The sequence below is a fragment of the Flagellimonas sediminis genome, from assembly GCF_010500845.1.
Lineage (GTDB): Bacteria > Bacteroidota > Bacteroidia > Flavobacteriales > Flavobacteriaceae > Flagellimonas > Flagellimonas sediminis.
The window spans coordinates 469,375-486,822 of the sequence record NZ_JAAAMI010000001.1; the positions used below are offsets into that span (position 1 = coordinate 469,375).

Sequence of the window (17,448 nt, forward strand, 5' to 3'; positions counted from 1 at the left end):
AAAAACATTTCTATGAACCGCACATATTATAAACTGACATTCCTTTCCCTGTCCGCAACCTTTTTCTTTATGGGATGTGGCTCCACTTCGCTCGTTTCAACACCTGTTGAGAATATTGATTCCATTCCCCTTAAGGTTTCGGAGCTTACCGAGGCGCAGGAAAAAAACTGGGGCCATTTGGATTTGGTACAAGATACTATTCCAGGGATGAGCGTGGACAAGGCCTATGATGAAATCATCAAGAACAAAAAGGGGAAAACAGTGGTGGTTGCCGTTTTGGATTCTGGAATGGACCTAAACCACGAAGACCTCAAGAATGTACTTTGGACCAATACCGATGAAATCCCAAACAACGGGAAAGACGATGATGGTAACGGATATGTGGACGATATACACGGGTATAACTTTTTGGGTGATGCCTATAACGAACAGTTGGAATATGTGCGCATGCTTCGCTTGAATATTGGTGATGCTGCGGACAGGGCCAAGGCCCGTTTATTGTTGGATGAAGAATATCCAAAGGCATTGCAGAACAAGCAACAGTACGAGCAGATCTTTCAAGTGGTAAAAGGTGCCGATAAGACCGTTAAGGAAGAATTGGGCAAGGAAACCTACACCAAACAGGACTTGTTGTCCATTCAGCCTAAAACACCACAAATGGAACAAAGTGTGGCCGTGTTGACGCAAATGTTTACCTATGGCGACAGCATAGCCGATGTTTTGGATGAACTTCAGGAAGGGATTACCTACTTCACCGATCAAGTAAACTATAACCTCAACAAAGATTTTGATGGGCGAACTCCTGTGGGTGATAATCCCTACGATATCACCGATGTGCCATACGGAAACGGTAATCCGAAAAACCAAGTGGTTACAGAAAGTCATGGTACCCACGTCGCCGGCATCATCGCTGCCCAGCGCAACAACGGCATTGGCATTAACGGAGTGGCCAACAATGTGGAAATCATGAGCGTCCGTGCGGTCCCCAATGGGGACGAATATGATAAGGATATTGCCATGGGCATCCGATATGCCGTGGATAACGGGGCCTCCATTATCAACTGTAGCTTTGGAAAAGCTTTTTCGCCAGAAGCACAATGGGTGTACGATGCCATTAAATATGCAGAATCCAAGGATGTATTGATCGTGCATGCCGCCGGAAACGATGGCGAAGATCTAGATGATCCGGAAAACCCTAATTACCCGAACGACCACAGATTTGGAAGTTCCGAATACGTGAACAACGTGATCACTGTTGGTGCCCTTACCAGCAGTTATGGTTCCGATATGGTGGCCACATTTTCCAATTATGGCCATGCCAATGTAGATGTGTTCGCCCCTGGTGACAAGATTTATTCCACCATGCCAAGCAACGATTACGAGTTTCAAGGGGGAACTTCTATGGCGGCACCTGCTGTTGCCGGGGTTGCGGCCTTGATCCGTTCCTTTTATCCGAGCTTGACGGCGCCCCAGGTAAAAAGCATCATAATGCAATCAGGACTCAAGACCAAAACCACTGTCATATTGGCCGGGGACCAGTCCAATGCAGCAGCTTTTGATAAAATTTCAAAGTCTGGTAAAATGGTCAATGCCTACAATGCCTTAATTTTGGCAAGCAACATATCAAAAGGAAAAACAACCTTGGAAAGTAACTCAAAATAATTATGAAGCGATTATCATTGTTCTTTTTTGCCGCCTTAATGGGAGTTTCGCTCCTCTCGGCGCAAGACCCCTGCTACTGGCAACAACATGTGGACTACACCATGGATGTGAACATGGATGTAAAGACCTTCCAGTACACAGGTACCCAAAAATTGGTCTACACCAACAATTCTCCAGATGCCTTGGGCCGTGTTTTTTATCATTTGTACTATAACGCTTTCCAACCCGGCAGCGAAATGGATATTAGGCTCCAAAACATCAAAGATCCCGATAAAAGGATGATGGACGGTGAAAAGAGCAGGATTGCCGCCCTTTCTGAAAGTGAAATGGGTTATCTCCATGCCGAATCGCTTACCCAAGACGGTCAACCTGTAACTTTTAAGGAAGAAGGAACCATACTTGTAGTGGATTTGGCAAAACCGATTCCCGCTGGAGGAAAGACGACTTTAGAAATGACCTTCAAGGGGCAGGTTCCCCTTCAAATTAGACGGTCTGGAAGAAATAGTAGAGAAGGCGTGGCCTTGTCCATGAGCCAATGGTATCCGAAACTATCCGAATACGATTTTGAAGGTTGGCATCCCAATCCCTACATCGCCCGTGAATTCCACGGCGTTTGGGGCAATTTTGATGTAAAACTTACCTTGGACAAAGATTACACCGTAGGTGGATCAGGATATTTGCAAAATCCACAGGAAATTGGACACGGGTACGAAACCCCTGGAACTACTGTAAAGACCAAGGGCAAAACGCTTACCTGGCATTTTGTGGCCCCCAATGTTCATGACTTTATGTGGGCCGCCGATCCCGATTACATTCACGATGTCCTGCCCATGGAAGATGGACCTACCCTTCATTTTCTTTATAAGAACAATCCTGATTTTATAGAAAATTGGAAAAAATTTCAGCCCACAACAGCCGAGGCCATGCGTTTCTACAGCAAGAACGTCGGGAAATATCCATATGATCAATACTCTGTGATCCAGGGAGGCGATGGCGGTATGGAATACGCCATGAGCACCTTGATTACCGGAGGCCGCGAATACGGCAGTTTGGTTGGGGTTATGGCTCACGAAATGGCGCACTCCTGGTTCCAGCATATATTGGCCACCAATGAGTCCGAACACGCTTGGATGGACGAAGGTTTTACCTCTTTCATCAGCAGTCTGTGCATGAACGAGATTATGGATCAGGAAAAACAAAATCCGTTCGAGGGCTCGTACAAAGGATATTATGCCTTGGTCAATTCCGGATTGGAAATGCCACAGACCACCCATGCCGACCGTTACACCACCAACTTTGCCTATAGTATTGCAGCCTATAGCAAGGGGTCAATCTTTTTATCACAATTGGGCTATGTGATCGGACAGGATAAATTGATGGAAACCATCCACAAATACTTTGACGATTTCAAGTTTAAACACCCTACCCCTAACGACATCAAAAGAACGGCAGAAAAGGTATCGGGTATGGAACTGAACTGGTACTTGACCGATTGGACCATGACCACCAACACCATTGATTACGGCATCAAAAGTGTAGAAGCTGAGGGCAATAAAACAAGAGTTTCCTTGGAGCGCATCGGCGAAATGCCTATGCCTATCGATATTTTGGTGGTGGGTGAAGACGGAACCCAAGAAACCTATTATATTCCGTTGCGAATGATGTTCGGGGAAAAGGATAATCCTTATCCAACCCTTAAAAGAACCGTTTTGGACAACTGGGCCTGGGCATACCCTACCTATGAATTTACATTGGACATGCCTTTGGAAAAAGTGAAGGCCATTATGATCGACCCATCACAACTGATGGCGGATGTGGACGGCGAAAACAATGTATACCAAGCCAATCCTTAATCGATTTTTTCATATAATGGAAAGATTTTAGGGCGGGCCGAATGGCCCGCCCTTCTTTTTTAAAATTTTTTTGGCCTTCAATCCAAAATTCGCGGGAAATCCCCTGATGGGTCGCTCCTTCATCAAAATATAAATTGAGTAACTTGGTGCGGTAAAAAGTACGCCCGTTGCATAAAGGCTTTCCTATGTATACATTTCCCAAAATTGAAAAGCTCAAGAGCAAAAAAACAATCGAGGCACTCTTTGCCGAAGGAAAGAACCTTCGCGAATTTCCCATAAAGTTGATATATCTCAAAACCCCATTTGAGGATGGGGCCCACATAAAAGTGGGGGTGGTGGCACCCAAAAAAAAGTTCAAAAAGGCGGTGGACCGAAACGGCATCAAACGGTTGCTACGGGAATCCTATCGGCTCAATAAGTCCCTTATTTTTAACAACATTGAAGGAAACTATGCGTTCTTATTTTTATACCTTGGTCATAAAGTGCCCTCTTTTGAAGAGGTGGACACAGCCATGAAGCAATTGTTGGAAGCCTTCCTAAAAAAAGAATGTGATGAAAGCGTCGGTTAAGAAAAAAATATGGGTGCCCATTTTGGCAGTCGCCCTATTGGTGACGGCCAGTAGTTTTAAAAGTGATTTTTTTGAAATTGCAAAGCAGATTGAAATCTTCACCACCTTGTTCAAGGAGTTGAACATGAACTATGTGGACGAAACCAATCCGGGAGAACTGATGGATTCGGCCATTAAAAACATGCTGGACGAACTGGACCCCTACACTCGTTTTTTGAACGAGCAGGATGTAGAGGCCTACAAAATCAATAATTCTGGGGAGTATTCAGGAATCGGTGCCCTGGTACGTTCCTACGAAAGCAAATTGGTGATCGTGGAGCCCTACAAAGGCTATGCCGCCGATAAGGCCGGCCTTAAGGCCGGGGATGAAATCATCAAAATTGGGGAGACCAAAGTGGCCGACTTTGACGACAATGCCAGCGAGCTGCTGAAAGGCGCCAACAACACTTCTGTGGAGGTGACCTTTGTGCGGCAGGGCCAAACCAAGACCGCCACCATCACCCGTGAAGGCGTGGAAGTGGATGCCGTGCCATTTTACGATATGATCGATGCCAAAACGGGTTACATCGTACTCTCCCGATTCAATGAAAAAGCTTCCAGCCAGACCAAATCCGCCATTCAGGATCTAAAAGGTAGGGGGGCAGAACGATTGGTGTTGGATCTAAGGGGAAATCCGGGCGGATTGCTTTCCGAAGCCATCAACGTGACCAATTTATTCGTTCCGAAAGGAGAATTGATCGTAACCACCAAATCCAAGGTGAAAAAGTTCAACCAAGAATACCGCACCCGCAACCAACCTGAAGATGAAAACATTCCCCTGGTGGTTTTGGTGGATGGCAAAAGTGCCTCGGCCAGCGAGATTGTTTCCGGTGGACTACAAGATTTGGATCGTGCCGTTATCATCGGGGCCAGAAGTTTTGGCAAGGGATTGGTGCAAAGACCCCTTAAACTCACCTATGGTACCCAGTTGAAGGTGACCATTTCCCGATACTACACCCCATCTGGAAGGTGTATCCAAGCGTTGGATTATTGGCACAGGGATGCCGAGGGCAACGCTGTTAGAAATACCGATTTTAAGGAATACACCACCAAAAACGGCCGTAAGGTGTGGGATGGCGGGGGCGTAATGCCCGATGTGGCCATCAAATCCCTCAAGACCAACACGCTCATTGATGCCCTTCAGGACAATGATGTGGTCTTCGATTTTGCCACGAACTATTTCTACGATCATTCTTTTGCCAATGTGGATGATTTTGTTTTTTCCGACGCTGATTACAATGCCTTTAAAAAATACGTGCAGGAACAGAATTTTACTTTTCAGACCAAAACGGAAGAGCTGTTGGAGCAATCCATAAACGCGGACGACTCCCTTTTGGGCGCAGAGGTGCAGGAAAAATACAAGGATTTGCTTTTGGCCGTGAACCGGGGCAAGATTTCCGCTTTGGACTCCTATAAAAACGAAATCAAAAAGCTATTGGAGGACGAAATCATCACCCGTTACTTCTACCGTGAAGGGCTTTACCAATACTTTTTAGCCCATGACGATGCTATTCTGACCGCCAAGGAACTGTTGGCCGACAATTCAAAGTATGCCAGTATTTTGAAATAGTGATGGCAGATAAAAGAATTGAAAAAACAAAAAAAGATTTTGATCGGTTGACTTTTTCGATTGTTGTAATGGCGATCTTTTTACTTTCTTATGGACTATACCATTATTTGTATTTGGGTACTGTATCGGTAACCCATCCTAAATTTCCACAACCTAGCTTATCTAATGGGTCTGAAGTTGTTTTCGTTGGAATCATCTTACTGATTCTGGCTTTATACCGAATGGTTAGAAGAAAAAAGTTGATCGAACAGGTGAATGAGTTAAAAAAATCAAAATTCAAATAAACAATTCATAGCATGGATATTAAGTTAATAAATATGCTTATAGAATTAAAAAAGTCTCCATTAAATTCCCAGGTAGACCATATAGAGTTATTATATCAATTGTATTGGGAATATAGCGAGGGAAACCAAAAATTGAAACCCTTGGTCAGTTACTTTGTACATGGGATAGACGATTTGCCATCGTTAAAACAAAGGCCATTTTGGAACAAAGCCAAGTTTGAAGAAATTAGGAAACCTTTGATTGAAAGTCATAGTAAATTAATAGAAATTGTAGATAGTATATTAAGAAGTTTATAGGTTGTTCAAAAAAATTACGTTCTGATTAGAAATGATTTTAAAAGCTGATTGTCTTCGATTTAAAAATGACTAGAGTAAAAACCTTTTTATCTGGATTAGACGATTATGAATTGGCTTATTTTGCCAGATTCAAGCTTCTGACCTATATGAAAGGTACTTAATCAGAAATTAAAGAGTATTTGACCGAAAGAAACTTAAACGAATCCAAAATTGACCGTCTAATTTCGGAAAATCCAAAATCTAAATTGAACGATGAACGTGAAAGGTGTCCTAGGTGTTATTCGGACAAAATCCGAAAGAATCAAGTGGAATGGACCAACACCAGGGGTGGATTTGGAATAGAAGATGAAGTTGCCACGTGGGATGGATTGGGGGGCCGCGCAACATATAAAAATGAAGTTATCTGTAATGTTTGTGGGTTTTGGCTTGAGGACCCCAATCAAGAAAAACCCTTGTCCACATCCAAAAAGGCACTCAATGTGATTTGGGACATTTTATTGGGGGCTCTGCGGCGTTGATTGATTTCGAAGAAAACCTTTTACAATTAATTTTACCAAAACAAACCATACGGCCCTTTGGTCAATCCATATTCCGTAACGGTCAAGTTTTGGGCCTAGGAAATTTTTCCGGTTAGTATTTTAACCGAAAACGCCCAAATGACCTACACCCTCGTCACCCTATTCTTGGTTGGCACCATTCTTCTGTTCTGGCTGTATAAAATGATGTGCAACTGCTTTTGTCGGTCCTTTTGCGCATGGAAAGACCAAAAAAGCGGCTCCCTGGTCACCAAGGAGGCGACCATTTTGTCCATCAAAACCATAAAAGAAGGAAGAAAACCGCTATTGGAACTTTTATTGGTTTTTGAAAACCTATCTGGATTTCCCATTCACCGAAACGTTCGCGTGCGGGACAGCCAACCCTTTTTAAGCAGGTTCCGTGCCGACGACAAAATTTCCATTGCTCTGAACAAATCCAGAAGGCCCAAAGACCCTATATTCCTGGCCACGGGAACCTGTGGTGTTTCCCTTTTTTTGGTGTTGGCCTGCTGTATAAAAATCATGGTTTATGTGACCGGATGCTATCTTTTGATCGGGGAGGCCCTGAACCGGATCTGGGAATCCCCGGACCGATTTGAATGCATTTTCAGCACCTCGGAAATCCCGGAAATCTATCTAATTTTATTGGGTGTGGTCTTTCTGCTCCACTTTCTGCTCAAAAAAATAGGATGGATGGAAACAGGACAGACCCGCTCCCAAAAGTGGGACCTGCTGTACCTGGGAAAAGGTACCAAAGCGCACATAAAGGGATATAGGGATACGGGCACCAAAATAAATGGCCATCGCGTACTTCAGGTAGATTATGTGTTTACGGACGAAAAAGGACAGGTCTTTGAAGGTGTCGATAAAAAAACAGTTGACTCTTTGGAAATGGTTTCCCCAACAGAAATGGATAGTCACGAAATCATGTTTTTGCCCGATAATCCCTTTATCTCCCGATTGACCGAAAATCTTGAATCCCCCGACATTTCTAAATTCATCAACACCCTTTTTCTTATTGTGGTGTTCCTGTTTTCGGTGGTGGTGATCGGATTATTTTCCCATGCCGTTTTTGCCTCAACAGCAATCCCATAAAGCGGGCCAATAAGGATCGTTAATAAGAAAGATTAATCCTATTTTTGAACATGCAAAAACTAAAGGTGTGTGAACTTTTTGCCGGGGTAGGTGGTTTTCGTTTGGGGCTGGAAACCACGGAACACTACAAAGTAGTGTGGAGCAACCAATGGGAGCCTTCCACCAAAACGCAACACGCTTCTTTGGTGTATGAAGCCCGATTTGGGAGCGACAACCACTCCAATAAAAATATTGAAGAAGTCCCTACCGACGAAATTCCCGATCATGACATTTTGGTGGGTGGCTTTCCCTGTCAGGATTATTCCGTGGCCACCAGCCTAAAAAATTCCAAGGGCCTTTTGGGTAAAAAGGGGGTGCTTTGGTGGTCCATTCACCGTATTCTTTCCGAAAAAAAGAACAAACCCAAATACCTTTTTTTGGAAAATGTGGACCGCCTTTTAAAATCACCTTCCAACCAACGAGGTCGCGACTTTGCCATTATGCTTCGTGGTTTGTCTGATTTGGGCTATGCCGTGGAATGGCGCGTAATCAACGCGGCGGAGTATGGTATGCCTCAGCGCCGAAGGCGCGTTTTTTTTCTGGCGTACCACAAAACGACCCTATTGTTCAAAAACATAGAAAAAAAGGGGGCTTCAAATTGGCTTTTAAAGGATGGAACCACTGCAACGGCCTTACCCGTAGGAGAAACGACTGAAAATTCCCAACATTTTACTCTCGAGAAGGACCTTGTTTCCATTTCGGAACATTTTAATACCAAAAGAGGACATTCTCCCTTTCAAAATACCGGTATGTGCCTTGATGGCCATGTTACCACTTTTAAAACGGTCCCCTCTTATGATGGGACAAGAACATTGCTTTCCGATATTTTGGAAAAAAATGCCGTTGACCCAGAGTTTTTCATCGACGATACCGAGTTGGAAAAATGGACATACCTGAAAGGCGCCAAAAAAGAAATCCGCAAGACCGTCGCCGGTTTTGAATACCATTATAGCGAGGGAAGCATGGTGTTTCCCGATGCACTCGATCAACCTTCCAGAACGATCATAACCGGTGAGGGTGGCAAATCTCCTTCCCGGTTCAAGCACGTAGTCAAAACCTCCAAGGGACTCCGAAGACTCACACCCATTGAATTGGAACGGTTGAACATGTTTCCGGACAATCACACCTTATTGGAGGGAATCCCAAATGCCAAACGTGCATTTTTCATGGGAAATGCCCTGGTTGTAGGCATTGTGGAACGGATAGGTGCTACCCTGTTCCGGAAACTTGCCCAAATTGAAGAGCCATTTTAAAGCAGACCTATCCAAAGAAAAACAATTAATCCCCTTACTGGATCACTATTACAAAACCTGTTTAAAACACTCTAGTTTTGAACGTATAACCGACCTTAAACTACAAAAGGCCGGCGTGGACCTTATTTTAACCGACCACAGAAACAACAAAGAATACTATGTGGACGAAAAGGCACAATTGGATTATGTGAACGAATCCTTACCCACCTTTGCCTTTGAATTGTTTTACAGGAAAAACAGAAAAATCCGCGAAGGTTGGTTTCTGGATGCAACCAAAAAGACCCATTTTTATGCGCTGGTGACCAGCATTTTTTCGGATGAGAAAGATACCTTCACTTCGTGCAACATCACTTTTGTAAATCGGGAAAAATTGATGGTCCATTTATCCCAAAGAGGTCTGACCCAAAAATTTTTAAGGGAGATTTCCATGGTGCATAAAAATCTTCATGGCAAAATGGAATTGAAGGAAATCCATCCCAAAAAGGAAGGCTATTTGTTCTTTTCTACCCAAAACAAGGCCGAAAAACCCATTAACCTTATCCTAAAATTGGATTTTTTAGAGAGAATAGGGGTGGCAAAACGGTTGGTTTGATCAACTCCTCAACATTCGGGTATGCGGGATGCCGTCTTCCAGGTACTCTTCGCCAAAGGCGGCAAACCCCAAATCGGCATAAAATTTTAAAAGATAGGATTGGGCCGAAATTTCTATGGAAGTATTCGGAAATTTTTTTTCAATGGCGGCAATGGAAGCTTCCATAATCTTTTTCCCATACCCGTACTTGCGCTGGTCGCGGGCCACCACTACCCTGCCAATACTGGCATTTTCAAAATAATCCCCTGGTTTAAAAACACGGGTATAAGCGACCACCTCATTGTTCTTTGTACCAAAAATATGTAGGGCCTTTTGGTCTTTATTATCCAAATCTAGGTACACACAATCCTGTTCCACCACAAAAATATCACTGCGGAGCCTTAATATTTGGTACAACTCCAAGTTGGAAAGTTCTTCAAAGGTCTTTACACCGATTTTCATTAATCCTGTACAATTACGCTTTTGGAATCGCATTTGTCAAATTCCGGTTGAATATTGACATGGTTGATACCGTGTTTGTGATAGAGATGTTCTTCTATTTCCTCCAAAATAGTATCGAACTGGGAAAGTGTGATATCTTCCACAAAATCAATGTGGGCTTCCATATGTACCTCATCTTCATTCAATTGCCAAATATGTACATGGTGCACATTTTTAACTCGATCTATGGTACAAATAGATTCCACTAAATCCTGTATGATGATGGTCTTGGGTGTAAAAAGCATCAAAACTTTGGTAGATTCCTTCAACAGATCATAACCCATATAAATTAGATAAACACCAATGGCCATGGTCAACACTGCATCTACCCAATAGATTTGGTAAAACTTCATCAAAATACCACCCACCAAAACAGCTACGGAAGCCATCATATCTGTTAATAAATGCAGGTAGGCTGACTTCATGTTCATGTTATGCTCGGAATCCTTTTTCAATAAGAGCACACTAAAACCGTTACCGGCAATGGCAATCAAGGAAAGCCAGATGACCAGATTCGATTCTATAGGTTGGGGATGGAAGAGTCGCTCTACGGCCTCCTTTATTAAAATAATGGCCACGACCACCAAGGTTGCCGCGTTCACGAAAGCCGCCATAATCTCGGCCCGTTTGTAACCGAAAGTCTTTTTTTTGCAGGCCTTCTTTTTTCCCAATTTAGTGGCTACATAACTGATTACCAAGGAGAGTACATCACTGAAATTGTGCAAGGCATCCGACAAAAGGGCCAAACTGCCAGAAATAAGTCCACCCACAATCTGCGACACAGTAATGGCCACGTTCAAAAAGATGGAGATAAGCAGGTTCCTTCCCTTTAAATCGGGATGCGAATGTGAATGCCCATGATGGTGATGGTGGTGTGCCATATACCTAACTGCAGGGTATTTTTTCTATCCTACGTTCATGTCTTCCACCAGCAAATTCGGTATTCAAAAAGGTTTCCACCATATCCAGAGCCTGTGGCATGGAAATAAAACGGGCGGGAAGACTTAATATATTGGCATCATTGTGTTCACGGGCGAGTTGGGTTATTTCTTTGGTCCAACAAAGTGCACCCCTTACTTTTTGGTGTTTGTTTATGGTCATGGTGGCGCCATTTCCGCTTCCACAGATCACAATGCCAAAATCCACCTTGCCTTCTTCCACATCAGTGGCAACGGGATGGGTAAAATCAGGATAATCCACACTATCGGTGCCATCCGTTCCGTAGTTTACTACCTCTATTCCCTTTGATTTTAAAAGTCCCACAATGGCCAGTTTATAATCGGTTCCGGCGTGGTCGTTTCCTATAGAAATTTTCATGGTTTAAGTATTTTGAGGATACCTAACAAAGGTACAATATCTTTCTTATGTGATGGTGTTCATAAAAATCACCAGAAGTTTATATTCCTTTAAAAAACAACCTATTAACAAAACCTGTGTTTTGTTCATTTTTTTAAGAAAAATAGAGGTAACTAAATTTTGATTTTTCAGAAAATGGATCAATTACAATAAATTTCCAGAGTTGGAGCAAAAATCGATCAAAAATTAATCAACCAGTTGGGAACATTTTATATTATTAGTTAACATTAAAGATACATTTACTTTTCAATAAATTGATGTTGAAAACGGTTATCAAAAACCGTGGATAACATTTCTAAAGGCTTGATTCTTACATTTCTTTTGGTCTGAAAAATTGTGAACAAACTTTTTTCACTGTTCAAAGCAATATTTGGTTCAAAATTTTATTCCACATTTCAACAATACATCATCATCATCATTTTTTAAAATTTAAAGAAAGAAGAAAAAAGATACTATTGATGATTGTTGATAAGAACGTATTGTTTGCGTTTCTGGTATCAATCCTTGTGGGCCAAGAATTATAATTCGTATTTTTCAAAAAAATAAGGACGTAAATGTCAAAGAAAAAGAAGAGGGCCAAGGGTCAGAGGAAGAATGAGATAACGAAAGGCATTTTTACGGTTCTGGAAAAAGAACCTTCCAAAAGCTTTAATTACAAGCAAATAGCATCTAAATTAGGGTTAACTGATACGCAGGATAGGAACGAATTGATCAAACGATTGGGTCAACTGAAAGCTACAAATCGTATTGAGGAGGTAGAAACGGGCAAGTACCAAAAGAAGCCTACGCTGCATACTTACTTTACAGGCAGGGTAGATTTGACCTCCAGCGGAAACGCATATGTAATTGTTGATGAACTGGATGAGGATATCTTCATTCCCAATAATAGATTGAACAGAGCTTTTCATGGTGATACGGTGGAAGTGTTCTTAATACCCAAACGAAAAGGAAAGAAACTGGAAGGGGAGATTTCCAAGGTTTTGGAACGTAAGAAGAGCTCCTACGTGGGCATTGTGGACAAGCAACAACGATTTGCTTTTGTACGGCCAACGGATTCTAGAATGTATACCGATATTTTCGTTCCCCTTGAAAAACTGAAAAAGGCCAATGATGGGGACAAGGTTTTGGTAAACTTGGGAGAATGGCCAGACGATACCGATTCTCCATATGGGGAAGTGGTGGAGGTTTTGGGCAGACCCGGCGAACACAATACCGAAATACACGCCATCTTGGCGGAATATGGCCTTCCCAATGAGTTCCCGTATGAAGTGGAACAATTTGCAAAGACCTTGGATACTTCCATTAAAGAATCTGAAATAGCCAAACGAAGGGACATGCGCCAGGTACTCACCTTTACCATTGATCCCAAGGATGCCAAGGATTTTGATGATGCCCTTTCCTTTCAAAAATTGGAAAATGGCCATTACGAAATAGGGATCCACATTGCGGATGTTTCGCATTACGTGGAACTAGGTACGGTGCTGGAAGATGAAGCTTATGAAAGGGCGACTTCTGTTTATTTGGTGGACCGGGTAGTTCCGATGTTGCCTGAGGTTTTGTCCAATTTAGCTTGTTCGCTTCGGCCAAATGAGGAAAAATATACATTTTCCGCTGTTTTTGAAATAGATGAACAGGCCAAGGTGGTGGATCAATGGTTTGGACGGACGGTCATCAATTCCAATGAACGGTTTGCTTATGAAGAAGCCCAACATATCATAGAAACAGGTGGTTCCCAGATTCCGGAAGAAATTTCCATTCGGGGCAATGCCTATTCGGTATCCGATGAAATTGTGGATGCGGTTCTCACTTTTGATCGATTGGCCAAGATCATGCGCAAGGCACGTATGGATGCAGGAGCCATTTCTTTTGATAAAATAGAGGTAAAATTCAATCTTTCCGAGAACAACGAACCGGAAAGTGTATATTTTAAAGAAGCGAAGGATGCCAACAAGCTTATAGAGGAATTTATGCTCTTGGCCAATAGGAAGGTGGCCGAATTCATCGGCAAGCAGAAAAAAACGTTTGTTTACCGGGTGCATGACAAGCCCGATGAAGAGAAATTGATGGCCCTGAACGGCGTTATTTCCCGATTCGGACATAGTATAAACCTAAAGGATAGAAAGAGCATCAATAAGTCCCTGAACCAGTTATTGGAGGATGTTAAGGGCAAAAAAGAACAGAATTTGGTAGATACCTTGGCCATCCGCAGTATGAGCAAGGCCATCTATACCACTGAAAATATTGGACATTACGGTCTGGGCTTTGATTATTATACACATTTTACTTCGCCTATTAGAAGATATCCGGATGTGATGGTACATCGATTGCTGCAGCATTATTTGGAGGGGGGCAAGCAACCGAAAGCCACTATTTATGAGGAAAAATGCAAGCATTCCTCCGATATGGAACTATTGGCCGCCAATGCGGAGCGGGATTCTGTAAAGTATATGCAGATCAAGTTTATGCAGGATCACAAGGACCAAGAATTCTTAGGGGTGATTTCTGGGGTCACCGAATGGGGTATTTATGTGGAAATCATTGAGAACAAATGTGAGGGAATGGTAAGGATCCGCGATATTCGTGATGATTATTACATTTTTGATGAACGACAATATGCCATAATCGGCGAACGCACCAAGCGTATATACCAGCTGGGTGACGAGGTGTATGTTATGGTAAAGGATACCGATTTATTGAAAAGACATCTCGACTTTTCGTTGATTGGAAAAAGGGAATAATACTATTTTGGAATAAAATTTGTTATCCTTTTGAGAACCAAATTTTTATAACATGAAACAAATTACGCTTGTTATTATGTTTCTTACCCTTTCCGGTGTTATGGCACAGGAAAAAAACGTTACAAAGAACCTACAAAAATTTACCGAGGTGAAGGGTTTTGATGGACTTGCCATTAACCTCATCAAGGGGAAAGAAAACAAAGCAGTGATCACTGGTGCCAATACCAATAAGGTAGCCATTGTGAATAATGATGGGGTACTGAAGATACGAATGGAAATAGATAAAATTTTTAGTGGGTACCGCACCTATGTGGATCTATACCATACCGAAGATTTGGTGGTCATTGATGTGAACGAGGATGCACGGATTACTTCCGATGCCACTTATGTTCAGGATGTGTTGGAATTGAAGGCCCAAGAAGGGGGTGAACTCGAAATCAGTTGCCAGGTAGACCAATTATTGATCAAAGCGGTTTCAGGTGGAAAGGTTTTAACAGCCGGTTTTTCCAATAATCAAGATGTGATTATCAATACCGGGGGAGCCTACACAGGACGCACTTTTAAGACAAAATTCACCACAATCAATGTGAATGCAGGTGGAAATGCCGAAATTTATGCTACCGATTATGTGAAGGCAACCGTAAAGGCCGGTGGTGAGGTGCTGGTTTATGGTAATCCAAAAAAAATGGACGAGCAGACCTTGTTTGGAGGAAAGGTAAAAAGAGTAAAGTAAGGAATGATAGAAGATATCCAGGCAGCGATTCCCTTGGGCTTTTTATTGAGCTTTATGATAGGCCCTGTGTTTTTTGTGTTGCTGGAGACCAGTGCCACAAAGGGCTTTAGGGCTGGAGTGAGCTTGGATTTTGGAGTAATCATTGCCGATATCGTTTTTTTGACCATTGCTTATTTCAGTAGTTTTCAACTGTTGGAAAATTTAAGCAATGAACCGGGGCTTTTTGTGTTCGGGGGTATGATCTTGTTGGTCTATGGTATTTTTCTTTTTGTAAAAAAGGCTAAAAAGCGAGCTAATGTTAAGGCGACCAAAGGCACGTATCTTGGACTTTTTGCCAAAGGATTTATTTTAAATTTCATCAATATAGGTGTATTGGCCTTTTGGCTGGGGCTGATCATTGTAGTGGGCCCAAGTTTGGATAACGAACCCAAACGCATGTTCGTGTTCTTCGGTACAGTGATCTTGGTGTACTTTGCAACCGATCTTTTAAAGATTATTTTAGCTAAACAACTGAAGCGCTATCTCACCCAAGAACGAATCGTACTTATTAAAAAAGGTCTTGGAATTGTATTGATAATCTGTGGTATTGTTCTGATTATCAAGGGATTTATACCAAGGGATAAATTCGATATAAAGAACGAGATTGAAAAAATAGAGAAGCTTTAAACAAAAAACCCAGTACTAAGTACTGGGTTTTGAGGCATCGAGCGGATTCGAACCGCTGTACAAGCTTTTGCAGAGCTCTGCCTAGCCACTCGGCCACGATGCCATTTTGGTTGGCAAAGCTATAAATATTTTATGAATTTTTAGATGGTAAAATATCTAAATAGTAGTATGATAACTTTATCAAAAAAGTTTATCTTTGAGGCATCGGGTGGACTCGAACCACCATTAAAATCCTTGCGGGACTTTGTCTATCCAATTCGACCACAATGCCGTTTTTGTTGTAGACAAATTTAAAAAAAGTTTAACAGTGCGGCCTTTCCTAAGGCTGCGGTTCATCGAGTAAATCTGAGTTTCACCGAAACACTCTCCACATCACCACCTATAGGCGGATTTATTTTGGCCACCTCTACCTCCACTTCCGTTACTTCATAGAGTTCTTCCAGAACTCGGTCACAGATTCGTTTGGCAACATGTTCCAAGAGATTGGAGCGTACCATCATCTCTTCTTTCACAATGTTGTTCAGGTGAACATAGTCCACAGTTTCATCAAGCTTATCGGATAATGCCGGTCTTACCAGATCGGTAGTCACTTCAAGGTCTACTCTATAGTCACTACCTATGAGCATCTCTTCTTTTAAACAACCATGGTTGGAATGTATCCTGATGTTCCTTAGCCTAATTTTTCCCATGAAAATGCCTTTAAAAATGGCAAAAATAGGTTAAATAGGCCTAAATCAATACATACACCTACAGTTGCTTATACCTTGGAATAGGTCCATACCTACCGTTACCACATGGGTACCTGTGCTATATCCCAGAATTTCATTAGTGATTACCTGATAGGAATATCCAAAATAGAAGTTGTTCTTTTTGAATCCGGCTATTGGGGCAATATACAAGGGGGCACCCCATTGATCGTTCAAAAAGCGATAGGTAAGCCCTACATAATAGTAGTCTTCAAAATCATGAAAGCGGAACTTGGCATTAAGATCGGTAACGGAACGCCCATCGCTTTCAAACCATTGAAAGAAAATGGAGGGCTCTATTTCCAATTTACTGTTCTTGTTCTTCATGATGCTATACCCTGTGTATGCATAATAGTTCCTGAGGGTATTGGGTTCAAAGGTAGGATTGAAACGTTCCAAGTTTTTGTTGAGGATATTGGAGGCATTCAAACTGAAATAGAATTTGCCGTAACGATACAGGGCCCCGAGATCAAAGTTATGGTTGGTGGTTGCCTTATCATCTGTGGGAAGCTGACCGTTGTTTTCAGTAAAATTCTCCACATCGATCCTAAACTGGTTAAAGTTATAGGAGATACCGAATGATAGAAAGATATCGTCATACCTGTCCAGGGTCAAATGGTGGGCAAAAGATACCCTTGCACCCCTTTGTTTGGTCTCCCCATTGCTATCGTTATAGAGCAACATACCAATCCCTGATCGGTTCCCGATCCTGGCGTCTGCGGCCAAAGTTTGGGTATCAGGGGCATCCTTGATACCAACCCACTGTGTAAGTCCGTTCAGACGGACCTTTATATGGTCCCCGATACCTGCATAGGTCGGGGACATAATAAAAGGGTTGTCTGCAATATATTGTGAAAGCTGTGGTATGGTCAACTCTTGTCCTTTGGTCGTAAGGGCCAATAAAAATAAGAGGACGGTTGAATATACTTTTTTGAACATG

18 protein-coding genes and 2 tRNA genes are annotated in these 17,448 nt (G+C 42.4%); 13 read left to right on the forward strand and 7 right to left on the reverse strand.

Annotated elements, in window-relative coordinates; translation table 11 throughout:
* The first annotated feature begins 12 nt into the window (after positions 1-12).
* The 10 genes from GTK07_RS02040 to GTK07_RS02085 all read left to right on the forward strand — a co-directional run bounded on the left by GTK07_RS02040 (position 13) and on the right by GTK07_RS02085 (position 9,789).
* Complete coding sequence (locus GTK07_RS02040; RefSeq protein ID WP_163632534.1) at positions 13-1,662, forward strand: S8 family peptidase; 1,650 nt, start codon at positions 13-15, stop codon at positions 1,660-1,662.
* Positions 1,663-1,664: 2 nt separating this feature from the next.
* Complete coding sequence (locus GTK07_RS02045; protein WP_163632536.1) at positions 1,665-3,515, forward strand: M1 family metallopeptidase; 1,851 nt, start codon at positions 1,665-1,667, stop codon at positions 3,513-3,515.
* Between the two features lie 185 nt (positions 3,516-3,700).
* The gene (rnpA, locus tag GTK07_RS02050; protein WP_163632538.1) at positions 3,701-4,084 is read left to right on the forward strand and encodes a ribonuclease P protein component; all 384 of its coding nucleotides are present in this window, start codon (positions 3,701-3,703) and stop codon (positions 4,082-4,084) included.
* The gene (locus GTK07_RS02055; protein WP_163632540.1) at positions 4,068-5,693 is read left to right on the forward strand and encodes a S41 family peptidase; all 1,626 of its coding nucleotides are present in this window, start codon (positions 4,068-4,070) and stop codon (positions 5,691-5,693) included. Before rnpA ends, GTK07_RS02055 begins: the two co-directional genes overlap by 17 nt.
* Before the next feature lie 2 nt (positions 5,694-5,695).
* Positions 5,696-5,977, forward strand: a complete 282-nt coding sequence (locus tag GTK07_RS02060; protein ID WP_163632542.1) for a hypothetical protein — start codon at positions 5,696-5,698, stop codon at positions 5,975-5,977.
* A 12-nt stretch (positions 5,978-5,989) separates the two neighbouring features.
* Complete coding sequence (locus GTK07_RS02065) at positions 5,990-6,274, forward strand: hypothetical protein (protein ID WP_163632544.1); 285 nt, start codon at positions 5,990-5,992, stop codon at positions 6,272-6,274.
* Positions 6,275-6,453: 179 nt separating this feature from the next.
* Complete coding sequence (locus tag GTK07_RS02070; protein ID WP_163632546.1) at positions 6,454-6,792, forward strand: hypothetical protein; 339 nt, start codon at positions 6,454-6,456, stop codon at positions 6,790-6,792.
* A gap of 138 nt (positions 6,793-6,930) precedes the next feature.
* The gene (locus GTK07_RS02075) at positions 6,931-7,905 is read left to right on the forward strand and encodes a hypothetical protein (protein ID WP_163632548.1); all 975 of its coding nucleotides are present in this window, start codon (positions 6,931-6,933) and stop codon (positions 7,903-7,905) included.
* 50 nt (positions 7,906-7,955) lie between these two features.
* Complete coding sequence (dcm, locus tag GTK07_RS02080; protein WP_163632550.1) at positions 7,956-9,197, forward strand: DNA (cytosine-5-)-methyltransferase; 1,242 nt, start codon at positions 7,956-7,958, stop codon at positions 9,195-9,197.
* Entirely contained in the window at positions 9,181-9,789 is a 609-nt protein-coding gene (locus tag GTK07_RS02085; RefSeq protein WP_163632552.1) for a hypothetical protein, read from the forward strand. Before dcm ends, GTK07_RS02085 begins: the two co-directional genes overlap by 17 nt.
* Here GTK07_RS02085 and GTK07_RS02090 read toward each other — a convergent pair whose 3' ends face one another.
* Genes GTK07_RS02090 through GTK07_RS02100 form a run of 3 tightly spaced genes read right to left on the reverse strand, consistent with a single transcriptional unit; the run spans position 9,790 to position 11,586 of the window.
* Entirely contained in the window at positions 9,790-10,230 is a 441-nt protein-coding gene (locus GTK07_RS02090) for a GNAT family N-acetyltransferase (RefSeq protein WP_163632554.1), read from the reverse strand. It lies immediately after the preceding gene.
* Positions 10,230-11,150: a cation diffusion facilitator family transporter gene (locus GTK07_RS02095; protein WP_163632556.1), complete on the reverse strand. Its 921-nt coding sequence runs from the start codon at positions 11,148-11,150 to the stop codon at positions 10,230-10,232. The genes GTK07_RS02090 and GTK07_RS02095 overlap by 1 nt, the downstream gene beginning before the upstream one ends.
* Before the next feature lie 4 nt (positions 11,151-11,154).
* Positions 11,155-11,586 (reverse strand): RpiB/LacA/LacB family sugar-phosphate isomerase, encoded by a 432-nt coding sequence (locus GTK07_RS02100; RefSeq protein ID WP_163632559.1) that lies wholly within the window; start codon positions 11,584-11,586, stop codon positions 11,155-11,157.
* Between the two features lie 593 nt (positions 11,587-12,179).
* On the opposite strand from GTK07_RS02100, the gene rnr reads away from it, so the two are divergent.
* Genes rnr through GTK07_RS02115 form a run of 3 tightly spaced genes read left to right on the forward strand, consistent with a single transcriptional unit; the run spans position 12,180 to position 15,762 of the window.
* Positions 12,180-14,363, forward strand: coding sequence for a ribonuclease R (gene rnr, locus GTK07_RS02105; RefSeq protein WP_163632561.1), 2,184 nt, complete (start codon positions 12,180-12,182; stop codon positions 14,361-14,363).
* Between the two features lie 52 nt (positions 14,364-14,415).
* Positions 14,416-15,096, forward strand: a complete 681-nt coding sequence (locus GTK07_RS02110) for a head GIN domain-containing protein (protein ID WP_163632563.1) — start codon at positions 14,416-14,418, stop codon at positions 15,094-15,096.
* A gap of 3 nt (positions 15,097-15,099) precedes the next feature.
* The gene (locus GTK07_RS02115) at positions 15,100-15,762 is read left to right on the forward strand and encodes a LysE family translocator (protein WP_163632565.1); all 663 of its coding nucleotides are present in this window, start codon (positions 15,100-15,102) and stop codon (positions 15,760-15,762) included.
* Positions 15,763-15,794: 32 nt separating this feature from the next.
* Here the strand turns inward: GTK07_RS02115 and GTK07_RS02120 are convergent.
* The 4 genes from GTK07_RS02120 to GTK07_RS02135 all read right to left on the reverse strand — a co-directional run bounded on the left by GTK07_RS02120 (position 15,795) and on the right by GTK07_RS02135 (position 17,447).
* Positions 15,795-15,865 (reverse strand) — tRNA-Cys (locus tag GTK07_RS02120).
* Positions 15,866-15,961: 96 nt separating this feature from the next.
* Positions 15,962-16,033, reverse strand: a tRNA-Cys gene (locus GTK07_RS02125).
* 61 nt (positions 16,034-16,094) lie between these two features.
* On the reverse strand, positions 16,095-16,451 hold the full coding sequence (gene folB / locus GTK07_RS02130; RefSeq protein ID WP_163632567.1) for a dihydroneopterin aldolase: 357 nt from the start codon (positions 16,449-16,451) through the stop codon (positions 16,095-16,097).
* 45 nt (positions 16,452-16,496) lie between these two features.
* Positions 16,497-17,447 carry a PorP/SprF family type IX secretion system membrane protein gene (locus GTK07_RS02135; protein ID WP_163632569.1) on the reverse strand — a complete coding sequence of 317 codons (951 nt, stop codon included), beginning with the start codon at positions 17,445-17,447 and terminating at the stop codon, positions 16,497-16,499.
* Between the last annotated feature and the right edge of the window lies 1 nt (position 17,448).